Here is a 20,452-nt window from a genome sequence, read left to right on the forward strand (position 1 = left end):
TTCGCGAGCAGGCTCGCTCCCACATTAGAATGCAGTTTCCTGTGGGAGCGAGCTTGCTCGCGAAGAGGCCAGCACCAACAACGCGATTATTCGTCGTTACTGCTACCGCGAAACTTGAACAAATCCCGCCGCTGCTTTTTGCTCGGCTTGCCGTCGGTGCTCACGCCCAACGCGCCCGCCTTGCGCATCGCCGCAGCCGCTTCACGCTTGGCAATACTTGCCTCGGTCTCTGCATACAGCGTCTGCGCCTCCGGGGCGCCACGTCGCACAATCGACAACGCTTCAACCTTCACCGTACGCACTTCAAACCCGGTACGAATCTCGAACTCATCGCCAATGCGTGGCTCTTTGCCAGGCTTGCAGCGTTCGCCGCGACAATGCACCTTGCCGCTCTCGATCGCCGCTTTGGCCAAGGCGCGGGTTTTGTAAAACCGCGCGGCCCACAGCCACTTGTCGAGACGGACCTTGTCGTCCTCTTCGCTTTTTTGTGCCATTTGAATTCCTCGTTCGGCCAGTAGTCGGAACTGTACTACCGTTTCTGTCGGGCGCAAGAACTCGGCCCTCCAGATAGACTGTGATCTTGGCCGGTACATCGGCATGGAGTGATCGAGTGACTAAATTTCCGTCTTCATTAACCTCACCCAAGGCCGGTTGCCAAGGGTGTCAGCAAAGCGAACCGCTGGGCTTCGATTTTTCCTTCGCCTACCAACCCATCGTCGATCTGCGCGACCAGTCGGTTTTCGCCCATGAAGCGCTGGTTCGCGGTGTGAAGGGTGAAGGCGCACTCACTGTGTTGGATCAGGTTACAGAAGATAACCGCTACCGTTTCGACCAGCTCTGCCGGACCCGCGCCATCGAAGGCGCGGCCGATCTTAATATGCAGACACACTTGTCGATCAACTTCATGCCCAACGCGGTCTATCGTCCAGAGTTATGCATTCGCAGTACCCTGGAGGCGGCAAAAAAACACCGATTCCCTATCGACCGGCTGATTTTCGAAACCCTGGAAAGCGAGCACGTAGATAACTATCGCCATTTGACCAATATTCTGCGTGAATACCGCGAATTCGGCTTCAAGACTGCCATCGACGATTTCGGTGCCGGTTATTCGGGGCTCAATCTGCTGGCTGATTTCCAACCGGACCTGATCAAACTCGACATGGCGCTGATCCGCGATGTCGATCAAGACCGTGTTCGTCAGGCGATAGTGCGGGGGATTGTCACAATCTGTGCGGAGTTGGACGTTACAGTCATTGCCGAAGGCATCGAGAGCGCCGGTGAACGGGATTTCCTGGCGGACTGTGGAATATTTCTGATGCAGGGCTACTGGTTCGCCAAACCTGCATTCAAAGCGTTGGCCCAGGTTTCACCTGAGGCCTGGACACGTTAATCGTTGGTTTTTTCTATTGAAGACATTTGATCATTTGACCGTTGTCGGTCTGCGCGAGTGGGTGGCGCTCCCTGATCTGGGAGTCGCAGGCCTGCGAGCGAAAATCGACACCGGCGCCAGCACCTCCAGCCTGCATGCCACCGACATCGAACCGTTCGAACGCGACGGTGAGAAATGGGTGCGTTTCACCGCGCACCTGGGCACGGTGGTGCAGTTGCGTCACCGCCGCTGCGAAGCGCCACTGGTGACGCGCAAAACCATCAAAAGCTCCAACGGCCATGCCCAGGAGCGCTATGTGATCAGCACCACTCTGGCTTTGGGTGATCGGGTCTGGCCGATCGAGTTCACCCTCGCCTGCCGCAAATCCATGCGCTATCGCCTGTTGCTCGGTTCCAAAGCCCTGATCGATGGCCAACTGGTCGTCAATCCGGGCATCAAGTATGTACAAGACAAGCCGGTGTTCCCGGTATCTACCTCCTCCACAGGTGTTGCATGAAGATCGCTGTGCTGTCGCGGAACCCGCGTCTGTATTCCACCCGCCGTCTGGTCGAAGCCGGAACCGAGCGCGGGCATGAAATGGTAGTGATCGACACCTTGCGCGCCTACATGAACATCGCCAGCCACAAGCCGCAGATCCACTATCGCGGCAAACCGCTGGAAGGCTTTGACGCGGTGATTCCACGGATTGGTGCGTCGGTGACGTTCTACGGCTGCGCGGTGTTGCGCCAGTTCGAAATGATGGGGGTATTCCCGCTCAACGAATCGGTGGCCATCGCCCGTTCGCGGGACAAGTTGCGTTCGCTGCAACTGCTGTCGCGTCGCGGCATCGGTCTGCCGGTGACGGGTTTTGCTCACTCGCCGGATGACATTCCCGATCTGATCGACATGGTCAACGGTGCGCCATTGGTGATCAAAGTGCTGGAAGGCACGCAAGGTATCGGCGTGGTGCTGTGCGAAACCGCCACGGCCGCAGAGTCGGTGATCGAGGCGTTCATGGGCCTGAAGCAGAACATCATGGTTCAGGAATACATCAAGGAAGCGGGCGGTGCGGATATTCGTTGCTTCGTGGTCGGTGACAAAGTCATCGCGGCAATGAAGCGTCAGGCCAAACCGGGTGAGTTCCGCTCCAACCTGCATCGCGGCGGCAGCGCCAGCCTGATCAAGATCACCCCAGAGGAACGCATGACCGCGTTGCGTGCGGCGAAGGTCATGGGCCTGGCGGTGGCGGGTGTTGATATCCTGCGCTCCAATCACGGGCCGCTGGTGATGGAAGTGAACTCGTCGCCGGGACTGGAAGGGATCGAGACCACCACAGGGAAGAATGTGGCGGGCATCATCATTGAGCATCTTGAGAAGAATGGCGGACCGAATATGACCCGGACCAAAGGCAAGGGCTAGAGCGAAGAGCAAGAGCCCCTCACCCTAACCCTCTCCCAGGGGGAGAGGGGACTGATTGGGGGATATTGGAGAACTACGCCGACCTGATCCTGCTGTGCCGAATCCATAATCGACTCGGTCATTCAGGTCGATGTATTACGCCAGACACCTCGGTCTGCCCCTCTCCCTCCGGGAGAGGGGCCGATTGGGGGATGATTAAGAGATACGCCGACTTGATCTTGCTGTACCGGATCCATAATCGACTCAGTCTTTCAGGTCGATGTATGACGCAAAACACCTCGGTCGGCCCCCTCTCCCTCCGGGAGAGGGCTGGGGTGAGGGGCTTTTGATCTACACAGCATCCCGCGGCAACATCAATCCCAACGGCAACCTCACCCGCGCCTCCAGTCCACCCCCGGACCGATTGCGCAATTCAACATTGCCGCCATGCATCGAAGCAATCCGCTTCACAATCGCCAAACCCAGGCCAGTACCCTTCCCGCCCCGGGCACGATCGCCACGGGTAAACGGGTTGAAGATCGCCTCCAGCTCCGAAGGATCGATCCCCGCCCCTCGGTCCATCACGCTCAGCACCACATACGGCGCACTGACGTCACCGGACACATAAGCCGCGACTTCAACGTGACCGCCGGCATGGTTCAAGGCGTTGCCAATCAGGTTGTTCAGCAAGCGTTTCATCGATACCCGACGCAGCGGAAACGGCTGAATCGGCTCCAGACGCAAACGCACCTTCTCTTCGTTCTGGTTGTAGGGCGCCGCGACCTCGCGCACCAGATCAGTCAGATCCACCTCTTCCACCGATTCGTCGCGACCATCGCGAATAAACGCGAGGAACTGGTCGAGAATCGCATCCATGTCTTCGATGTCGCGGACCATGTCATCGGTCAAGTCATTGCGATCGCCCATCAATTCCAGCGACAGGCGCAACCGCGTCAACGGTGTGCGCAAGTCATGGGACACGCCGGCCAGCATCAACTCACGCTCGCGTCCGGCCTGCTCGACGTCTTCGGCCATCTGGTTAAAGGCGCGATACACCTCGGTCATCTCGCTCGGCGTATCGCTGATCGGCAGACGTACGCTGCGACCCTGACCGAGTTGCCGGGCGGCATAGACCAGACGCTTCAAGGGTTGGTTGAGCTGACTGACGAAAATCCATGCCGACGCCGTCGACAGCAAGCCGATGGCGAGGAACCAGCCGAGCACGTTCCAGATTTTCTGGCCGCGCAAAGGATGCGGATACAGCGGTACCTTCAGCCAGCCGTCACCGAGGCTCGGTGCGCGCACCCACAACGCCGGCGGCGAGTGCATGCGCAAACGCACTTCAGTGTCGGCGCCCAGCTCCGCCTGCATTTGTCGCTGATAGATTTCGCTGTACGGCCAGTGCTGTTCGCCTTCCGGCACACCGGCGCCCACGACCCGGATCAGGGTGGCGGCATCCGCGATCTTCGCGCGGTTTTCTTCGTCGGCAGCCCAATAAGCACGCAGCGTCAGGGCGACGCCGTGGCTGTATTGGCGATCCACCAGCACGTCCTCGTTCATCAACAGATAAACCAGGGTCAGCGCCTTGGAAAACAGCACGACGATGAGCACCAGCCAAAGGGTGCGGGAGAAAAAGCTTTGGGGGAACCAGACGGGGGTTTTCATCTATAACCGCTACACACTTGCAGGAGCGAGCAATGCTCGCATATTGCGGATTGCGAGTCTGCGGGCATGGCCGTTCGACCAAAACCTGCAGACCCGCTCCTACAAATCGCCGATCACTTGGTGGCGGCGCCATCCGGTACGAACACGTAGCCCACACCCCAGACAGTCTGGATATAGCGCGGCTTCGATGCATCAGGCTCGATCATGCGGCGCAGACGGGAAATCTGCACGTCGATGGAACGCTCGAGGGCATCCCACTCGCGGCCTCGGGCCAGGTTCATCAGTTTGTCGCGGGTCAGCGGCTGACGCGCGTTCATCACCAGGGCCTTGAGTACCGCAAACTCACCGGTGGTGAGCATGTGCACTTCGTCGCCGCGTTTCAGTTCGCGGGTGGCCAGCGACAACACGTAATCACCAAAGGTGACGTTTTCGTCTTCGCTGCCCGGCGCGCCGGGTACCGGTGCGGCCTGACGACGCAGTACAGCTTTGACCCGCGCCATCAACTCGTCCGGGTTGAACGGCTTGGCCAGATAATCGTCGGCGCCCAGTTCCAGACCCTTGATACGGCTCATCTCATCGCCCTTGGCGGTGAGCATGATAATCGGGATCTGGTTGTTCGCGGCCCGCAGACGCCGGCACGCGGTCAGACCGTCTTCGCCGGGCAGCATCAGGTCGAGGACGACCAGATTGAAAACTTCACGCGACAGCAGACGATCCATCTGCTCGGTGTTCGGTACGGTACGGGCGCGGTAGCCCTTGCTGACGAAAAAACGTTCCAGCAGGCTGCTCAGCCCCGGATCGTCGTCAACGATGAGAATTTTTTCGCCTTCAGCAGTTTGTGCAGTGCTGCTCATTGGATGCTCCTTTTAGCTCGGCGCGCATTATGGCGTAGCTGCCGTTATACGCACCGTGTGCATTGTTAGCAGATTTTTCCTTCACTGCCAGAAAACCGGGGTTTATGCCTACAGACTGCGACGCCCCCGAATGACAGAACGCTGGTTATAATGCGCGGCGTTTTGTGCCAGGCAACGTCTGAATCGTTACCGCAGGTGGCAGGCTTTTTTCCTGCCTAGCGCAGTAATTGTTCGATTTCACGGGTCAATGGCCTGCCTTTTGACCCAGGCAGCGGCAATTTTCTAGCCGCTCAACCAGACTCCGGGCCTTTATTTCCGTGCCTGAGAGCCTGATTTCACAATATGTCAGGTGGTTTTATGGACAGCATCAACAGCCGCATTGCCGAGGAACTCGGCGTACGCCCACAACAGGTCGAAGCGGCCGTCGCGCTACTCGATGAAGGCTCTACCGTTCCCTTCATCGCCCGTTACCGGAAAGAAGTCACCGGCAGCCTCGATGACACTCAGTTGCGTCATCTGGAAGAGCGCCTGCGCTACCTGCGAGAACTCGACGAACGGCGCATCAGCATCCTCGCCAGCATCGAAGAGCAAGGCAAGCTCACCCCTGCCCTTGAGCGCGACATCAAACTCGCCGACACCAAGACCCGCCTCGAAGACTTGTACCTGCCGTACAAGCAGAAGCGCCGCACCAAGGGCCAGATCGCCCTGGAAGCCGGCCTCGGCGACCTGGCCGACGGCCTGTTCAACGACCCGAACCTGACCCCGGAAACCGAAGCCGCACGCTTCGTCGACGCCGAAAAAGGCGTGGCCGATGTGAAAGCCGCGCTGGAAGGCGCCAAGTACATCCTCATGGAGCGCTTCGCCGAAGACGCCAGCCTGCTGGAAAAACTGCGTAACTACCTGAAACAGGAAGCGACCCTCAGTGCCCGCGTCATCGCTGGCAAGGAAGAGGAAGGCGCCAAGTTCCGCGATTACTTCGAACACGACGAACCGCTGAAAAGCATGCCGTCGCACCGCGCACTGGCGATTTTCCGTGGCCGCAACGAAGGCATCCTCAGCTCCGCGCTGAAAGTCGGCGACGAGCTGCCGGGCACCATGCACCCGTGCGAAGGCATGATCGGCCAGCAATTCAACATTCAAAACCAGAATCGCCCGGCCGACAAATGGCTCGGCGAAGTGGTGCGCTGGACGTGGAAGGTCAAGCTCTACACGCACCTGGAAACCGACCTGCTCGGCGAACTGCGTGACGGCGCCGAAACCGAAGCAATCAACGTGTTCGCGCACAACCTGCACGACTTGCTGCTGGCCGCACCGGCCGGCCCGCGCGCAACGTTGGGCCTCGACCCGGGCCTGCGTACCGGCTGCAAGGTGGCGGTGGTCGACTCGACCGGCAAACTGCTCGATCACGCCACGGTTTACCCGCACGTGCCGCACAACAAGTGGGATCAGACCATCGCCATTCTGGCCGCCCTGTGCGCCAAGCATTCGGTTGATCTGATCGCCATCGGCAACGGCACTGCCAGCCGCGAAACCGACAAACTGGCGATCGAACTGATCAAAAAATACCCAGCGATGAAAATGACCAAGGTCATGGTTTCCGAAGCGGGTGCATCGGTGTACTCGGCGTCGGAACTGGCGGCCAAGGAATTCCCGGATCTCGACGTGTCGATCCGTGGCGCGGTGTCCATCGCCCGCCGTCTGCAAGATCCACTGGCCGAACTGGTGAAAATCGATCCGAAGTCCATCGGTGTCGGCCAGTACCAGCACGACGTGTCGCAGCTGAAACTGGCGCGCGGCTTGGACGCTGTAGTCGAGGACTGCGTGAACGCCGTCGGCGTTGATGTGAACACTGCTTCGGTGGCGCTGCTGGCCCGTATCTCCGGCCTCAACGCGACGCTGGCGCAAAACATCGTCGCGCACCGCGACGAGCACGGCGCATTCAAAACCCGCGCAGCCCTGAAGAAGGTCGCACGTCTGGGCGAAAAAACCTTCGAACAGGCCGCCGGTTTCTTGCGCGTGATGAACGGCGACAACCCGCTGGATTCCTCGGCGGTGCACCCGGAAGCCTATCCGCTGGTGCAACGCATTGCCGCTGAAACCGACCGTGATATCCGCTCGCTGATCGGTGATGCAAGCTTCCTCAAGCGTCTGGATCCGAAGAAATTCACCGACGAGACCTTCGGTCTGCCAACCGTCACCGACATCATCCAGGAACTGGAAAAACCGGGCCGCGACCCGCGTCCGGAGTTCAAGACTGCCGAGTTCCAGGAAGGCGTCGAAGATCTGAAAGACCTGCAACTGGGGATGATCCTCGAAGGCGTGGTGACCAACGTGACCGCGTTCGGCGCGTTCGTCGATATCGGCGTGCATCAGGACGGTCTGGTGCATATCTCGGCGCTGTCGGAGAAGTTCATCAAGGATCCGCGCGAAGCGGTGAAGGCCGGCGACGTGGTGAAAGTGAAGGTCATGGAAGTCGACATCCCGCGCAAACGCGTTGGCCTGTCGATGCGCATGGGCGACACCCCGGGCGAGAAGATCGACGGTGCCCGTGGCTCGCGTCCGGGCTCGGCGCAGCGCCAGCCTTCGAACAACGCGCCACGCAAGGAAACCGCGACCGCAGCGCCAGTGAACAACGCGATGGCCTCGCTGTTCGCCAACGCCAAGCAGTTGAAGAAACGCTGATGGAAATTCCGGCCGGGCTCGTCGAGAGCGCGTTTTTCAAGCTGTTGGGCTGCCGCCTGCACAGCCTGGAAACCGGGGTGGCGCAAGTCGCCCTGGTGCTGGAACCGGAACTGCGCAATCGCGGCGGCAAATTGCACGGTGGCGCGCTGTTCAGTCTGGTCGATATCGCCATGGGGCTGGCCTGTTCCAGCACTCATGGCTTCGATCAGCAGAGCGCGACCATCGAATGCAAGATCAACTATATCCGCGCCGTTTCCGACGGTGAGGTGCTGTGCACGGCACGGGTGATTCACCCGGGCCGGCGCACGTTGGTGGTCGAAGCCGACGTGATGCAGGGCGACAAACTGGTCGCAAAAGCGCAAGGCACGTTCGCTGTCCTGTAGCTACCGGTCATCATTTTGAGTTAATTTCGGCGCAACGAATCCTGTGGGAGCGAGCCTGCTCGCGAAGAGGGTGTATCAGCAATGCAGATGTTGGCTGACACACCGCCTTCGCGAGCAGGTCGGATCGCCGCACCGTCGCTCCCACAGGGATTGTGCAGTTCCTGACTGACCGGCAAATGGCCTGCCGCTACAAAACCAGGCGAAAACGCCAGTTTCAACTTCACCCTTGTAGACCGTCCTGCCCACCCCCATATTGGGGCGACTGACGCGTGAAGGAATTCAAATTGAGCGAACTTCTCAACCGCCGCCTGGCTCTGCTCGGCGAGCGCGCTAACCTCTCTCTGCTCGAGCAGTGCCTGCACGGTATCGAACGTGAATGCCTGCGCGTGACCAGCGAAGGTCGCCTGGCGCAAACGCCGCACCCCGAAGCCTTGGGTTCCGCGCTGACCAACGAACAGATCACCACCGACTACTCCGAGTCGCTGCTGGAATTCATCACACCCGCCCTGCCGGATCCGGCGGATACGCTGGCGAGCCTGGACAAGATTCACCGTTTTGCCTACAGCAAGCTCGGCAACGAGTACCTGTGGAGTCCATCGATGCCGTGCCCGTTGCCGGCCGAGGAAGACATCCCGATCGCCTATTACGGCACCTCCAACATCGGTCAGCTCAAGTACGTCTATCGCAAGGGTCTGGCCCTGCGGTACGGCAAGACCATGCAGTGCATCGCCGGGATTCACTACAACTTCTCCCTGCCGGAAAAGCTCTGGCCGCTGCTGCGTGAAACCGAAGGATTTGTCGGCACTGACCGCGATTTTCAGTCGTTTTCCTACATCGCACTGATCCGTAACTTCCGTCGCTACAGCTGGCTGCTGATGTACCTGTTCGGTGCCTCGCCAGCGCTCGACGCCGGTTTCCTGCGCGGTCGTTCGCATCAGCTGGAACAGCTCGATCCGGACACCCTGTATCTGCCGTACGCCACCAGCCTGCGCATGAGCGACCTCGGTTACCAGAGCAACGCCCAGGCCGGCCTGACGCCGTGCTACAACGATCTGGCGAGCTACACCGACAGCCTGCGCAAAGCCGTGGCCACGCCGTACGCGCCGTACGTTGAAGTCGGCACACATCAGGATGGCGAGTGGGTGCAGCTGAACACCAACATCCTGCAGATCGAAAACGAGTACTACTCCAACATCCGCCCGAAACGCGTGACCTATACCGGCGAACGGCCGATTCAGGCGCTGGTGGCCCGTGGCATTCAGTACGTTGAAGTGCGTTGCCTGGACATCAACCCGTTCCTGCCGATGGGCATCGACCTGACCGAGTCGCGCTTTCTCGATGCGTTCCTGCTGTATTGCGCGCTCAACGATAGTCCGTTGCTGACCAATACCTCGTGCGGTAACGCGACGTCGAACTTCCTCAGCGTGGTCAAGGAAGGTCGCCGTCCGGGCCTGCAATTGCAGCGTGACGGTGAGTCGGTGGAGATGAAGACCTGGGCGGCCGAACTGCTGGAGCAAATCGCGCCACTGGCGGCGTTGCTGGATCAGAGCCATGGCGGCGATGCGCACAGCAAGGCACTGGACGTGCAACTGGCCAAGGTCAGTGATCCGTCCCTGACGCCGTCCGCGCAGGTGTTGGCGGCGATGGCTGAGCACAAGGAAAGCTTTGCGCAGTTTTCGTTGCGTCAGAGCCAGGCGCATGCGGAGTTTTTCCGTAACGAGCCACTGGCGGCGGATGAGCAGGCGAAGTTTGAGGAGTTGGCGCGCACTTCGCTGGCTGCACAGGCTGAGCTGGAGCAGAACGAGGTGGGGGATTTTGACGTGTTTGTCGGGTCGTATCAGGCGAGTATTTTGGCGATCAGCAACTAAAAGCCCCTCACCCTAGCCCTCTCCCGGAGGGAGAGGGGACTGATTCAGGTGCTCATGAAAGTTACGCCGACCTGAAATACCGAGTCGAACTCAGGCCTTGAAAAGCACAGAGATCGGCCCCCTTTCCCCCTCGCCCCCCTGGGGGAGAGGGCTGGGGTGAGGGGGCAAAGATCTAACGTCGAACGAATAAATCCGAAAAGCCCACAAACTCCCCCGCTCTTAGATTTTTCCGCTCATAAGCTCATTCTAAAAAGTTATTTATTTACTGATTCTTAGATCATTTAGTCTCCTTTCACGCCGACGCTCGGTCGCCTGATATGGAGCTCTTCAATGAAACTGAATTTCCCGCTTCGCCTGCTTGCCGCGGCCTCTCTGGCTGCCGCGAGTTTTCTGGCTCAGGCCGCCGACCTCACCGTCGCCTACCAAACCACTGTTGACCCGGCGAAAGTCGCCCAGGCCGACGGCGCTTACGAGGAAGCCACCAAAGCCAACATTGCCTGGCGCAAGTTCGACAACGGCGCCGACATCATCGCCGCCATCGCCTCCGGTGACGTGCAGATCGGCTACCTTGGTTCGAGCCCGCTAACCGCGGCGATCACCCGCAAAGTCCCGGTCGAAACTTTCCTCATCGCCACGCAGATCGGCGCCGCTGAAGCACTGGTCGCGCGCGACGGTTCTGGCATCAAGACCCCGCAGGATCTGATCGGCAAGAAAATCGCCGTGCCGTTCGTATCGACCGGTCACTACAGCCTGCTCGCCGCGCTGAAGCACTGGAACATCGACCCATCGAAAGTCACCGTGCTCAACCTCGCGCCGCCAGCGATCATCGCCGCGTGGAAACGCGGTGACATCGACGCCACTTACGTTTGGGATCCGGCACTCGGTGTGGCCAAGGAAAACGGCAAAGTGCTGATCACCTCCGGCGAACTGGCCAAGTTCGGCGCGCCGACCTTCGATGCGTGGATCGTGCGCAAAGACTTCGCCGAGAAGCACCCGGAAATCGTCACCGCGTTCGCCAAGGTCACCCTCGACGCCTACGCCGATTACCGCAAAGACCCGAAAGCCTGGCTCGCCGATCAAGCCAACGTCGACAAACTGGTGAAACTCTCCGGCGCCAAGGCCAGCGATATTCCGCTGCTGCTGCAAGGCAACGTCTACCCGCTCGCGGCTGATCAGGTCGTCAGCCTAGGCGCGCCGACCACCAAAGCCATCACCGACACCGCCGCGTTCCTCAAGGAGCAAGGCAAGGTCGAAGCCGTTCTGCCGGACTACGCGCCGTACGTCAGCGCCAAATTCATCACCAACTGATCGGGAGTTAACCGCGATGGCCTTGCTACAGCTGGAGCGCATCAGCGCACAGTACCCGGGCAGCCCGACACCGGTGCTGGCGGATATTTCTCTGACCCTGGGGCCTCAGCAATTGCTGGTCGCCCTCGGCCCGTCCGGCAGTGGCAAGACTTCGCTGTTGAACCTGATTGCCGGTTTCGTCGAGCCGAGCGCCGGGCGCATCACCCTCGACGGCGTGCCGGTCAAAGGCCCGAGCGCCGAACGGGGCGTTGTGTTTCAGGACGACGCTTTGCTGCCTTGGCAGGACGTGTTGGCCAACGTCGCGTTCGGTCTGGAACTGGCCGGTGTCGCCAGGGACAAACGCGAAAAAATCGCCCGTGAAATGCTCGCGTTGGTTGACCTTTCCGGTTTCGAAAGCCGCCGTATCTGGCAACTCTCCGGTGGCCAGAAACAACGTGTCGGCCTCGCCCGCGCCCTCGCCGCTGATCCGCGTGTATTGCTGATGGACGAGCCCTTCGGCGCGCTCGACGCGTTCACCCGCGAACAGATGCAGGAGCTGTTGCTGCAAGTCTGGCAGCGCACGGCCAAGCCGGTTTTTCTGATTACCCATGACATTGAAGAAGCGGTGTTCCTCGCCACTGACCTGATTCTGCTCGCGCCGAATCCGGGGCAGATCGTTGAGCGCCTGCACCTGGATTTCGGTCAGCGTTACGCCGCTGGCGAGTCCGCCCGCGCGATTAAATCCGACCCGCGTTTTATCGAAACCCGCGAACACGTGCTGAGCAAAGTGTTCTCGCAACGCGGCGCCGGGCAACGGCAGGAGCGCGCATGAGCAGTTACGACGTTTCTTCGACTGCGGTAAAACCGGTCAGCGCTTCGGCGGCGATTCCCGTACGCCGCAGCCTAAGCACGCGCTGGATCAGCCTGCTGACGCTGTTTGCCTTGTTGGCGATCTGGTGGGCAGTGACCGCCACCGGTTTGATCGAACCGCTGTTCCTGCCGCCACCGTCCGCCGTGCTGCAAAAGGGCTGGTTGCTGGCGACTACCGGTTACATGGATTCGACGTTGTGGCAGCACCTTGGTGCGAGCCTGAGCCGCATCGGTCTGGGCCTCGGTTTTGCGATATTGACCGCTGTGCCGGTGGGCATTGCCATCGGCGCCAACCGCATCGCCCGTGGCGTGCTCGATCCGCTGATCGAGTTCTACCGGCCGATTCCACCGCTGGCCTATTTGCCGCTGATCGTGATCTGGTGCGGCATCGGTGAGTTGTCGAAAGTGCTGCTGATTTATCTGGCGATTTTCGCGCCGATTGCCATCGCTACCGCCACCGGTGTGCGCACGGTTGATCCGGCGAAATTGCGCGCGGCGCAGTCTTTGGGCGCGACTCGCGTGCAGCTGATTCGTCATGTGATTTTGCCGAGCGCTCTACCGGACATTCTCACTGGCGTGCGCATTGGTCTGGGGGTGGGTTGGTCGACGCTGGTTGCGGCTGAACTGATTGCTGCCACCAGTGGCCTGGGCTTCATGGTGCAGTCGGCCGCGCAGTTCCTCGTCACCGATGTGGTGGTGCTGGGGATTCTGGTCATCGCCCTGATCGCCTTCGCCATGGAAATGGGCCTGCGTGCCCTGCAGCGCAAACTGGTGCCGTGGCACGGCCAGGCCCACTAAATCGTCTTGTGAAAATCCCCCTGTGGGAGCGAGCCTGCTCGCGAAAGCGTCAGATCAGTCACTGCACTGTCGCCTGACACTGCGCATTCGCGAGCAGGCTCGCTCCCACAAAAGCTTGAACCCCGAATTCGAAGAGAAAGACCATGAGCAGCCTCAACATCACCCCATTAAGCTCGGCCCTCGGCGCACAGATCAGCGGCGTCGACATCAGTCAGCCATTGAGCCTGGAACACCGCGACGCGATCGAGCAGGCACTGCTCAAATACCAGGTTTTGTTCTTTCGTAACCAGCCAATCGAACCGCCGCAACAGGCACGCTTCGCCGCCTATTTCGGCGACCTGCACATCCACCCGATTTACCCGAACGTGCCGGAACAGCCGGAAGTGCTGATCCTCGACACCGCCGTCACCGACGTGCGCGACAACGCGATCTGGCACACCGACGTGACCTTCCTGCCGACGCCGGCGATGGGCGCGGTGCTCAGCGCCAAGTTGCTGCCGGAGTTTGGTGGCGACACGCTGTGGGCCAGTGGGATTGCTGCGTACGAAGCGCTATCGGCGCCGCTCAAAGGCTTGCTCGAAGGGCTGACAGCGACTCACGATTTCACTCGCTCGTTTCCGCTGGAGCGCTACGGCAATACGCCTGAAGCGTTGGCGCAGTGGGAAGAGGCACGACGCAAGAATCCGCCGCTGTCGCACCCGGTGATTCGTACGCACCCGGTCAGTGGGCGGCGCTCGTTGTTCGTCAACGAAGGCTTCACCTCGAAGATCAATGAGCTGTCGGAAACCGAGAGCGAGGCGATTTTGAAGTTTCTCTTCGCCCATGCGACGCGGCCGGAATTCACCATTCGCTGGCGCTGGCAGCAGGACGATATTGCGTTCTGGGACAACCGCGTGACGCAACATTACGCGGTGGATGACTATCGGCCGGCGCGACGGGTGATGCAGCGGGCGACGGTGTTGGGGGATGTGCCGTTTTTTCGTTGAGCCCTGAACAGCAAAAGCCCCTCACCCTAACCCTCCCGAAACGTCGGACCGCCCGGAGGGAGAGGGGACTGACCGAGGTGTTTGTACGAGCTACATCGACCTGAAATATCGGGTTGAATTCAAGTATTGAAAAGCATGAAGATCGGCTCCCTTTCCCCCTCGCCCCCCCTGGGGGAGAGGGCTGGGGTGAGGGGGTTGGATCTTGCTGACCCAACCCAATCTTCATCACTCCGCCGTCGAAGGCTTCTCCCAAAGATTGATCCCGCCCTCTTGGGCAAACCGGTCAATCTCCGCCAACTCTTCAGCACTGAAACTCAGATTCTTCAACGCCCCGACGTTCTCGATGATCTGCTCCGGCCGGCTTGCCCCGATCAGCGCCGACGTCACCCGAGGATCGCGCAACGTCCACGCCAGCGCCAGTTGCGCCAGGCTCTGACCACGACGCTTGGCGATCTCGTTCAGCGCGCGCACGTGAGCAATGTTGGCATCGGACAAGTGCGAAGCCTGCAGCGAACCACCGCCCGGACGATTGACCCGCGCATCTGCCGGCACGCCGTTGAGGTACTTGTCGGTGAGCAGACCTTGCGCCAACGGGGTGAACGCGATCACGCCGGTGCCGAGTTCATCGGTGGTATCCAGCAGGTCTTTTTCCACCCAGCGATTGAGCAAGTTGTACGCCGGTTGATGAATCAGCAGCGGCACTTTCCACTCTTTCAACAGCGCGGCCATCTCGCGGGTTTTCACCCCGGAGTACGACGAGATACCGATGTACAACGCCTTGCCCTGTTGCACGGCAGTGGCAAGGGCGCTGGCGGTTTCTTCCAGCGGGGTGTCCGGGTCGAAGCGGTGCGAATAGAAGATATCCACATAGTCGAGCCCCAGGCGTTGCAGGCTCTGGTCGAGGCTGGCCAGCACATATTTGCGCGAGCCACCGCCCTGGCCGTACGGGCCGGGCCACATATCCCAGCCGGCCTTGCTGGAGATGATCAGCTCATCGCGGTATTGCTTGAAGTCTTCGCGCAGCAGGCGGCCGAAATTGATCTCGGCGCTGCCGTACGGCGGGCCGTAGTTGTTGGCCAGGTCGAAGTGGTTGATGCCCAGGTCGAACGCAGTGCGCAGCAAGGCGCGTTGGGTGTCGATCGGCGTGCTGTCGCCGAAGTTGTGCCACAGGCCCAACGACAGCGCCGGCAGCACCAGACCGCTGCGCCCGACGCGGCGGTAAGGGATGGAGTCGTAGCGGTTTTCGGCAGCGGTGTAAGTCATCGAATCCTCTCTTGTCTGTCTTGAAATGGGTGTCGACTGCTTCGCGAGCAGGCTCGCTCCCACATTGGAATGCAGCCTCCTGTGGGAGCGAGCTTGCTCGCGAAGGGTGTTACACAAATCGATTGCCGGGCCGAGCCAGGCCCAGGTTCTGGCGCAATGTCCGGCCCTCGTATTCCGTTCTGAACAACCCGCGCCGTTGCAGTTCCGGGACCACGCCATTGGCGAAGTCTTCGAGCCCGCCCGGCAGGTGCGGCACCAGCACGTTGAAGCCGTCAGCCGCGCCCTGTTCGAACCATTCCTGCAAGCGATCAGCGATCTGCTCAGGCGTACCGACCAGGCTGTAATGCCCTCGCCCGCCGGCAATCTTGCGACCCAGTTCGGCGAGGCTCAGGTTCTCCCGGCCTGCCAGTTCCGTGAGCAATCTCTGCCGGCTCTGCTGACCGCTTTCCGTCAGCGGCAACTCCGGCAACGGCCCGTCCAGCGGGTACTTCGACAAATCGAAGTTGCCCAGCATACGCCCAAGCAAGGCAACGCCAACCTCGGGTTCGACTAATTGCTGAAACGTTTCACATTTTTCCTGCGCTTCGGCTTCGGTGTCGCCAACCACAACAAAAACACCCGGCATGATTTTCAGCGAATCGGCGCTGCGGCCGTACTTCGGCAGACGTCCTTTGAGGTCAGCGTAAAACGCCTGAGCATTGGCCAAGGAAGTTTGCGCGGTAAACACCACTTCAGCGGTCTGCGCCGCCAATTCACGCCCGGTATCGGAAGAGCCGGCCTGCACGATCACCGGTTGCCCCTGCGGCGAACGTGCAACATTAAGCGGGCCTTTGACCCTGAAGTGTTCACCGACGTGATCCAGCACATGCAATTTCGCAGGGTCGTAATACGCCCCGCTGGCCTTGTCGCGAATGAAGGCATCATCCTCCCAACTGTCCCAAAGCCCGGTCACCACCTGATGAAACTCGCGGGCTCGGCTGTAGCGTTCGGCATGGCCGATATGTTCGTCACGCCCGAAATTAAGCGCCTCGGCAGCATTGTCCGAAGTCACCAGATTCCACCCCGCTCGCCCTCCCGAAAGATGATCAAGCGAAGCGAATTTGCGCGCCACGTGATACGGCTCGTTGTAACTGGTGGTCGCCGTGGCGATCAGCCCGATGTGCTCGGTCACCGCACTCAGCGCCGAGAGTAACGTCAGCGGTTCAAAGTGATCGGAGCGTGCCATGCGACTGGCGATGTCCTGGGTCGGCGCGGCAACACTGTCAGCAACAAACAACGCATCGAATTTCGCCGCCTCGGCAATTTGCGCCAGCCGTTTGTAATGGGCGAAATCCAGACCCGCATTGGCCGGCACATCCGGATGACGCCATGCTGCAACGTGGTGCCCGGTGGCCATAAGGAACGCGCCGAGTTTCAACTGTCTGCTCATCTCAGAAATCCTTGCGCAGTTGCACGCCGAAGTAACGCTCGTCATCCCGTGGCACAGCGCGATAGATGTAGTTGCCGCCGCTGGCGAGCAATGGCGAATAAGACTTGTCGGTGAGGTTTTTGCCCAGCAGTGCCACGCGCCAGCCATTGCTGTAATCGGCCAGCGCGACACTGGCGTTCCACAGACCGTAGGCGCCCTGCTTGGTGTCGGCGTTCTGGCTGATGTCGTACTGCACTTCGCTCTGCCAGCTGTAGTCGGTGCCGAGTTCGATATCCAGACCGTTATCCAGCGGGATGCTGTAGTCGGCGCGCACGTAGCTTTTCCAGTCCGGGCTGAACGGCAGTGGTTTGCCGTTAACGTTGCACGACGCCGCCGCGCCCGCCGGGCAGGCGAATTCGTCGATGCGCGCGCGGGTATAGGCCAGTGCGCCGGACAGTTTCAATTGCTGGGTCGCCTGCAAGGCGTAATCGAGCTCGACGCCTTCGGTGCTGACGCTGCCGGCGTTGATCAAACGTGTCACAACCTGGCCGGCGACGGTGTCAAAGAAGTTCGCCTGATAGTTGTCGTACTCGCTGTGGAATACCGCGAGGTTGGTGGTCAGGCGATTGTTCCAGGACGTGGCTTTGATGCCCGCCTCCCAGGTGTTGGAAGTTTCCGGCTTGAGTGCTTCGGTGTCGCGCGGCTGCATGTTGAAGAACACGTTGTAGGCCGGGCCTTTGTAGCCGCGCGAGTAGGTCAGGTAAGTAGTGACCGTATCGCTCAGGTCGTACTGCACGCCGAGGCGGCCGGACCAACCGTCTTCGTCCACTGAACCGGAACTGCTGGTCGCCGGTTGGATGCCGCTGACGGTGGTCGCTGAAGTGGAAACGCGGCGGTGATCGTATTCGAGATCATCGTGGGTGTAGCGCAGGCCGGCGATGCCGCGAAAGTCGGACGTGAAGTTCATGGTGGCCTCGCCGAACGCTGCGTAGCTGTCGCTGGTGGTGCTGTAATCAGCGACGCCGCGATCGGTGCGTGTGGTCGTTGTCAGCGTGCGCTGATACGTCTCGTCGTCCTTGCCGTGCATGTAGAACAGGCCGCCGACGTACTCGAGAAATTCACCCTTCGGCGAAGCCAGACGCAGCTCTTGCGAGTATTGATCGAAAGCCAGATCGCCCTTGTCCGCCGTGCCGGGAAACGCTGCGGTCACGGTGCCGAGACGGTCGCCATCCTGATACTGCGTATTGTCCCAACCGCGCCACGCGGTAATCGAGGTCAGGGTGTAATCGCCCAATTGCCAGTCGAGTTGGCCGGACAGACCTTTGTTGGTGTCCTCGACATGGCTGCGGGTGTCGGTGTTGATGTCGCGGTTGTGGCTGCTTGCATTGACCGGACTCAGTGCGTTGGTGAAGGCCGGCGTCAGCGACTTGCTGACCACGCCGTTGGGGCCGTCGTCGTGGGACTGCATGTAGTCGGCAATCAGGGTGAAAGTGACGTCGTCATTCGGGGTGAATTCGAGTTTGCCGCGCACGCCGCGATGGTTGTAGCCGTTGACCTCCTGACCGTTGTGTTTGTTGTCGACATTGCCGTCGTAGCTGCCGAACAGCGTGCTGATCGAGCCTTTCAACGTGTCCGGAATCAGGCTGCCGCCGATACCAAAACGGGTGCGGCTTTCGTTGCCGCTGTAGTACGACTGATCGATGTAGCCGTGGGTCTCGGCGGTGGGTGCTTTGCTGGTGATGTTGAGCACGCCGGCCGAGGCGTTCTTGCCAAACAGCGTGCCTTGCGGCCCGCGCAATACTTCGACGCGCTCCAGATCCAGCAAGTCGAGAGTGGATTGGCCGGGACGCGCGTAGACCACACCATCGATCACCGTCGCCACGGTCGGTTCGACGCCCGGCGAGGTGGAAATCGTGCCGACGCCGCGCACGAACAACGAGGTGTCCTTGTTCGAAGCGCCGGTGCGGAAGTTCAGCGACGGCACTTGCTGCACGATACTGGCTACGCCGTTGCGGTTGTCGCGCTCGAGCTGCTCGCCATCGATCACCGAGACCGCCACCGGCACTTTTTGCAGCGACTCTTCGCGGCGCGTGGCGGTGACGGTCACGGATTTGAGTGTCGGCTCCTGATCACTGCTCTCGGCAGCCAATGCGTTGGGCAACGGCAGCGCCGCCAACCCCGTGAATAACCAGCCGGCGGCGCGAATCGATTGCGCCAGTGTGTGTGTCGCCCCAGGAATGTTGTGCATGTTTGCCCGCTCGAAATTGGCCCTTAACCGCTGCCGTTCTGCGACGACAGCGCCTGAATCGGTGTCTTGGGCATTCGCTCGAGCGAGTAGCAGACAGCGCGCTTTGTTAGCGCTACCATCGACAGTATTGGCAAGCCACACATAGAGCGTCCAATACTGAAAAATTACTTTTATATGCGATTTGGTTTTTAAGAAGGATCGAGCCTTGAGCGAAGAAAAACCCCGCAAACGCCGTGGCGCCGGACGCGTGACCCTGAATGCCGTAGCACGTGAGGCCGGGGTTTCAGCGATTACCGTGTCGCGCTATTTCAATCAGCCCGAGCAAGTTTCACCCGAACGCCGCGAACGGATTGCGGCGGTGGTGGCGGAGTTGGGTTACGTGCCGAATCTGGTGGCCGGCGGGCTGGCCTCGGCACGGGGGAAAATCGTCGGGATGGTGATCCCGAACATCTCCGGGCCGATCTTCGCCAATACCATTCAAGGCTTCAGCGACACGCTCAGCCGTCACGGTTATCAGCTGTTGCTGGCGTCGAGTTACTTCAGCACCGAGCAGGAAGAAAACGCCGTGCGCGCGTTTCTTGGCTGGTCGCCCGCGGCGCTGGTGCTGACCAGTCACTTTCACAGTGCCGGTACGGAAAAGATGATCGCCGAGGCGGATATTCCAGTGATTGAGACCTGGGATTACCAGCCGGATCGTGAGCCGATGCAGATCGGTTTTTCGCATTTTGAAGTGGGCGTGACGGCGGCAAAACATCTGCTGGGAAAAGGCTACCGACGTATCGCCTTCGTGCAGAACAGCGCGCCGGGGGACTTCAGCGCACTGGAGCGCCGCGACGGTTACGCGGCGACCTTGCGCGAATCCGGCCTGGATCCTTGGGTCTATGCCCCTGACGCTGATCGAGCACCGTTCGAGGCCGGCAAACAGGCGATGGATGCCCTGATGAACACCACACCGCGCCCCGACGCGATCATCTTCGCCAACGACAACCTCGCCGCCGGCGGCCTGCTCGCCGGGCAACGCGCAGGTATCAAAATCCCCGAAGACTGCGCCGTTATCGGCTTCGGCGATTACCCGTTCGCCGAGATGCTTTTGCCCAGCCTCAGCACGATCAAACCACCGGCACTGGAGATTGGCGTGCTGGCTGCAACACGCGTACTGGAAAGCCTTGGGGTATTACCGAGCGACGAAGTGCAGCGGCTGAACCTGCTGCAGTGCCAAGTCATCGAACGCGAAAGCACCTGATGAATATGGCAGGGGCTGGATTGGCTATGCTCTAAAGGACACAGAGGTGGCCCTTTCGCGAGCAGGCTCGCTCCCACAAGGATTTCCTGTGTACATGAAATTTATGTCCAGCCGAGATCCATTGTGGGAG

The 20,452-nt window shown here is 60.3% G+C and carries 17 protein-coding genes; 11 read left to right on the forward strand and 6 right to left on the reverse strand.

Annotated elements, in window-relative coordinates; all coding sequences use genetic code 11:
- Nucleotides 1-86: 86 nt before the first annotated feature.
- Nucleotides 87-494 carry an RNA-binding S4 domain-containing protein gene (locus ACOYXJ_RS08080; protein WP_007917939.1) on the reverse strand — a complete coding sequence of 136 codons (408 nt, stop codon included), beginning with the start codon at nt 492-494 and terminating at the stop codon, nt 87-89.
- Between the two features lie 116 nt (nt 495-610).
- On the opposite strand from ACOYXJ_RS08080, the gene rimA reads away from it, so the two are divergent.
- From rimA to rimK, 3 genes are read left to right on the forward strand one after another with little or no spacing between them, the layout of a single operon-like run.
- On the forward strand, nt 611-1,390 hold the full coding sequence (gene rimA / locus ACOYXJ_RS08085) for a S6 modification regulatory phosphodiesterase RimA (protein WP_095123422.1): 780 nt from the start codon (nt 611-613) through the stop codon (nt 1,388-1,390).
- A 16-nt stretch (nt 1,391-1,406) separates the two neighbouring features.
- Nucleotides 1,407-1,886: a retropepsin-like aspartic endopeptidase RimB gene (gene rimB, locus ACOYXJ_RS08090; protein ID WP_042557136.1), complete on the forward strand. Its 480-nt coding sequence runs from the start codon at nt 1,407-1,409 to the stop codon at nt 1,884-1,886.
- Complete coding sequence (rimK, locus tag ACOYXJ_RS08095) at nt 1,883-2,788, forward strand: 30S ribosomal protein S6--L-glutamate ligase (protein ID WP_007949201.1); 906 nt, start codon at nt 1,883-1,885, stop codon at nt 2,786-2,788. The genes rimB and rimK overlap by 4 nt, the downstream gene beginning before the upstream one ends.
- 330 nt (nt 2,789-3,118) lie before the next feature.
- Here the strand turns inward: rimK and ACOYXJ_RS08100 are convergent, their stop codons facing one another.
- Nucleotides 3,119-4,432: an ATP-binding protein gene (locus ACOYXJ_RS08100; RefSeq protein WP_007917930.1), complete on the reverse strand. Its 1,314-nt coding sequence runs from the start codon at nt 4,430-4,432 to the stop codon at nt 3,119-3,121.
- Nucleotides 4,433-4,545: 113 nt separating this feature from the next.
- Nucleotides 4,546-5,286 carry an osmolarity response regulator transcription factor OmpR gene (gene ompR / locus ACOYXJ_RS08105; RefSeq protein ID WP_095123420.1) on the reverse strand — a complete coding sequence of 247 codons (741 nt, stop codon included), beginning with the start codon at nt 5,284-5,286 and terminating at the stop codon, nt 4,546-4,548.
- Nucleotides 5,287-5,643: 357 nt separating this feature from the next.
- Between ompR and ACOYXJ_RS08110 the strand changes: the two genes are divergently transcribed.
- The 7 genes from ACOYXJ_RS08110 (at nt 5,644) to tauD (ending at nt 14,160) form a co-directional block, all read left to right on the forward strand.
- The gene (locus ACOYXJ_RS08110) at nt 5,644-7,968 is read left to right on the forward strand and encodes a Tex family protein (protein WP_095123418.1); all 2,325 of its coding nucleotides are present in this window, start codon (nt 5,644-5,646) and stop codon (nt 7,966-7,968) included.
- Entirely contained in the window at nt 7,968-8,351 is a 384-nt protein-coding gene (locus tag ACOYXJ_RS08115) for a PaaI family thioesterase (protein WP_007917925.1), read from the forward strand. Before ACOYXJ_RS08110 ends, ACOYXJ_RS08115 begins: the two co-directional genes overlap by 1 nt.
- A 284-nt stretch (nt 8,352-8,635) precedes the next feature.
- Entirely contained in the window at nt 8,636-10,219 is a 1,584-nt protein-coding gene (gshA, locus tag ACOYXJ_RS08120) for a glutamate--cysteine ligase (protein WP_150794196.1), read from the forward strand.
- A gap of 330 nt (nt 10,220-10,549) precedes the next feature.
- Nucleotides 10,550-11,527, forward strand: a complete 978-nt coding sequence (tauA, locus tag ACOYXJ_RS08125) for a taurine ABC transporter substrate-binding protein (RefSeq protein ID WP_460368835.1) — start codon at nt 10,550-10,552, stop codon at nt 11,525-11,527.
- A gap of 16 nt (nt 11,528-11,543) precedes the next feature.
- Nucleotides 11,544-12,338 carry a taurine ABC transporter ATP-binding subunit gene (gene tauB, locus ACOYXJ_RS08130; RefSeq protein WP_460368837.1) on the forward strand — a complete coding sequence of 265 codons (795 nt, stop codon included), beginning with the start codon at nt 11,544-11,546 and terminating at the stop codon, nt 12,336-12,338.
- Nucleotides 12,335-13,174 carry a taurine ABC transporter permease TauC gene (gene tauC / locus ACOYXJ_RS08135; protein ID WP_460368839.1) on the forward strand — a complete coding sequence of 280 codons (840 nt, stop codon included), beginning with the start codon at nt 12,335-12,337 and terminating at the stop codon, nt 13,172-13,174. Before tauB ends, tauC begins: the two co-directional genes overlap by 4 nt.
- 143 nt (nt 13,175-13,317) lie before the next feature.
- Entirely contained in the window at nt 13,318-14,160 is an 843-nt protein-coding gene (tauD, locus tag ACOYXJ_RS08140) for a taurine dioxygenase (protein WP_038359808.1), read from the forward strand.
- 225 nt (nt 14,161-14,385) lie between these two features.
- On the opposite strand, the gene mgrA is transcribed toward tauD, so the two are convergent.
- From mgrA to ACOYXJ_RS08155, 3 genes are all read right to left on the reverse strand, one after another.
- A complete protein-coding gene (gene mgrA / locus ACOYXJ_RS08145; RefSeq protein ID WP_123449464.1) occupies nt 14,386-15,423 on the reverse strand; it encodes an L-glyceraldehyde 3-phosphate reductase in 1,038 nt (345 codons plus the stop codon).
- A 109-nt stretch (nt 15,424-15,532) separates the two neighbouring features.
- On the reverse strand, nt 15,533-16,852 hold the full coding sequence (locus tag ACOYXJ_RS08150) for an LLM class flavin-dependent oxidoreductase (RefSeq protein ID WP_460368842.1): 1,320 nt from the start codon (nt 16,850-16,852) through the stop codon (nt 15,533-15,535).
- Between the two features lies 1 nt (nt 16,853).
- Nucleotides 16,854-19,079, reverse strand: coding sequence for a TonB-dependent receptor (locus tag ACOYXJ_RS08155; RefSeq protein ID WP_460368845.1), 2,226 nt, complete (start codon nt 19,077-19,079; stop codon nt 16,854-16,856).
- Nucleotides 19,080-19,284: 205 nt separating this feature from the next.
- On the opposite strand from ACOYXJ_RS08155, the gene ACOYXJ_RS08160 reads away from it, so the two are divergent.
- Complete coding sequence (locus ACOYXJ_RS08160; protein ID WP_460368847.1) at nt 19,285-20,322, forward strand: LacI family DNA-binding transcriptional regulator; 1,038 nt, start codon at nt 19,285-19,287, stop codon at nt 20,320-20,322.
- The last annotated feature ends 130 nt before the right edge of the window (nt 20,323-20,452 follow it).

The organism is Pseudomonas sp. Tul2A7, from assembly GCF_054790505.1.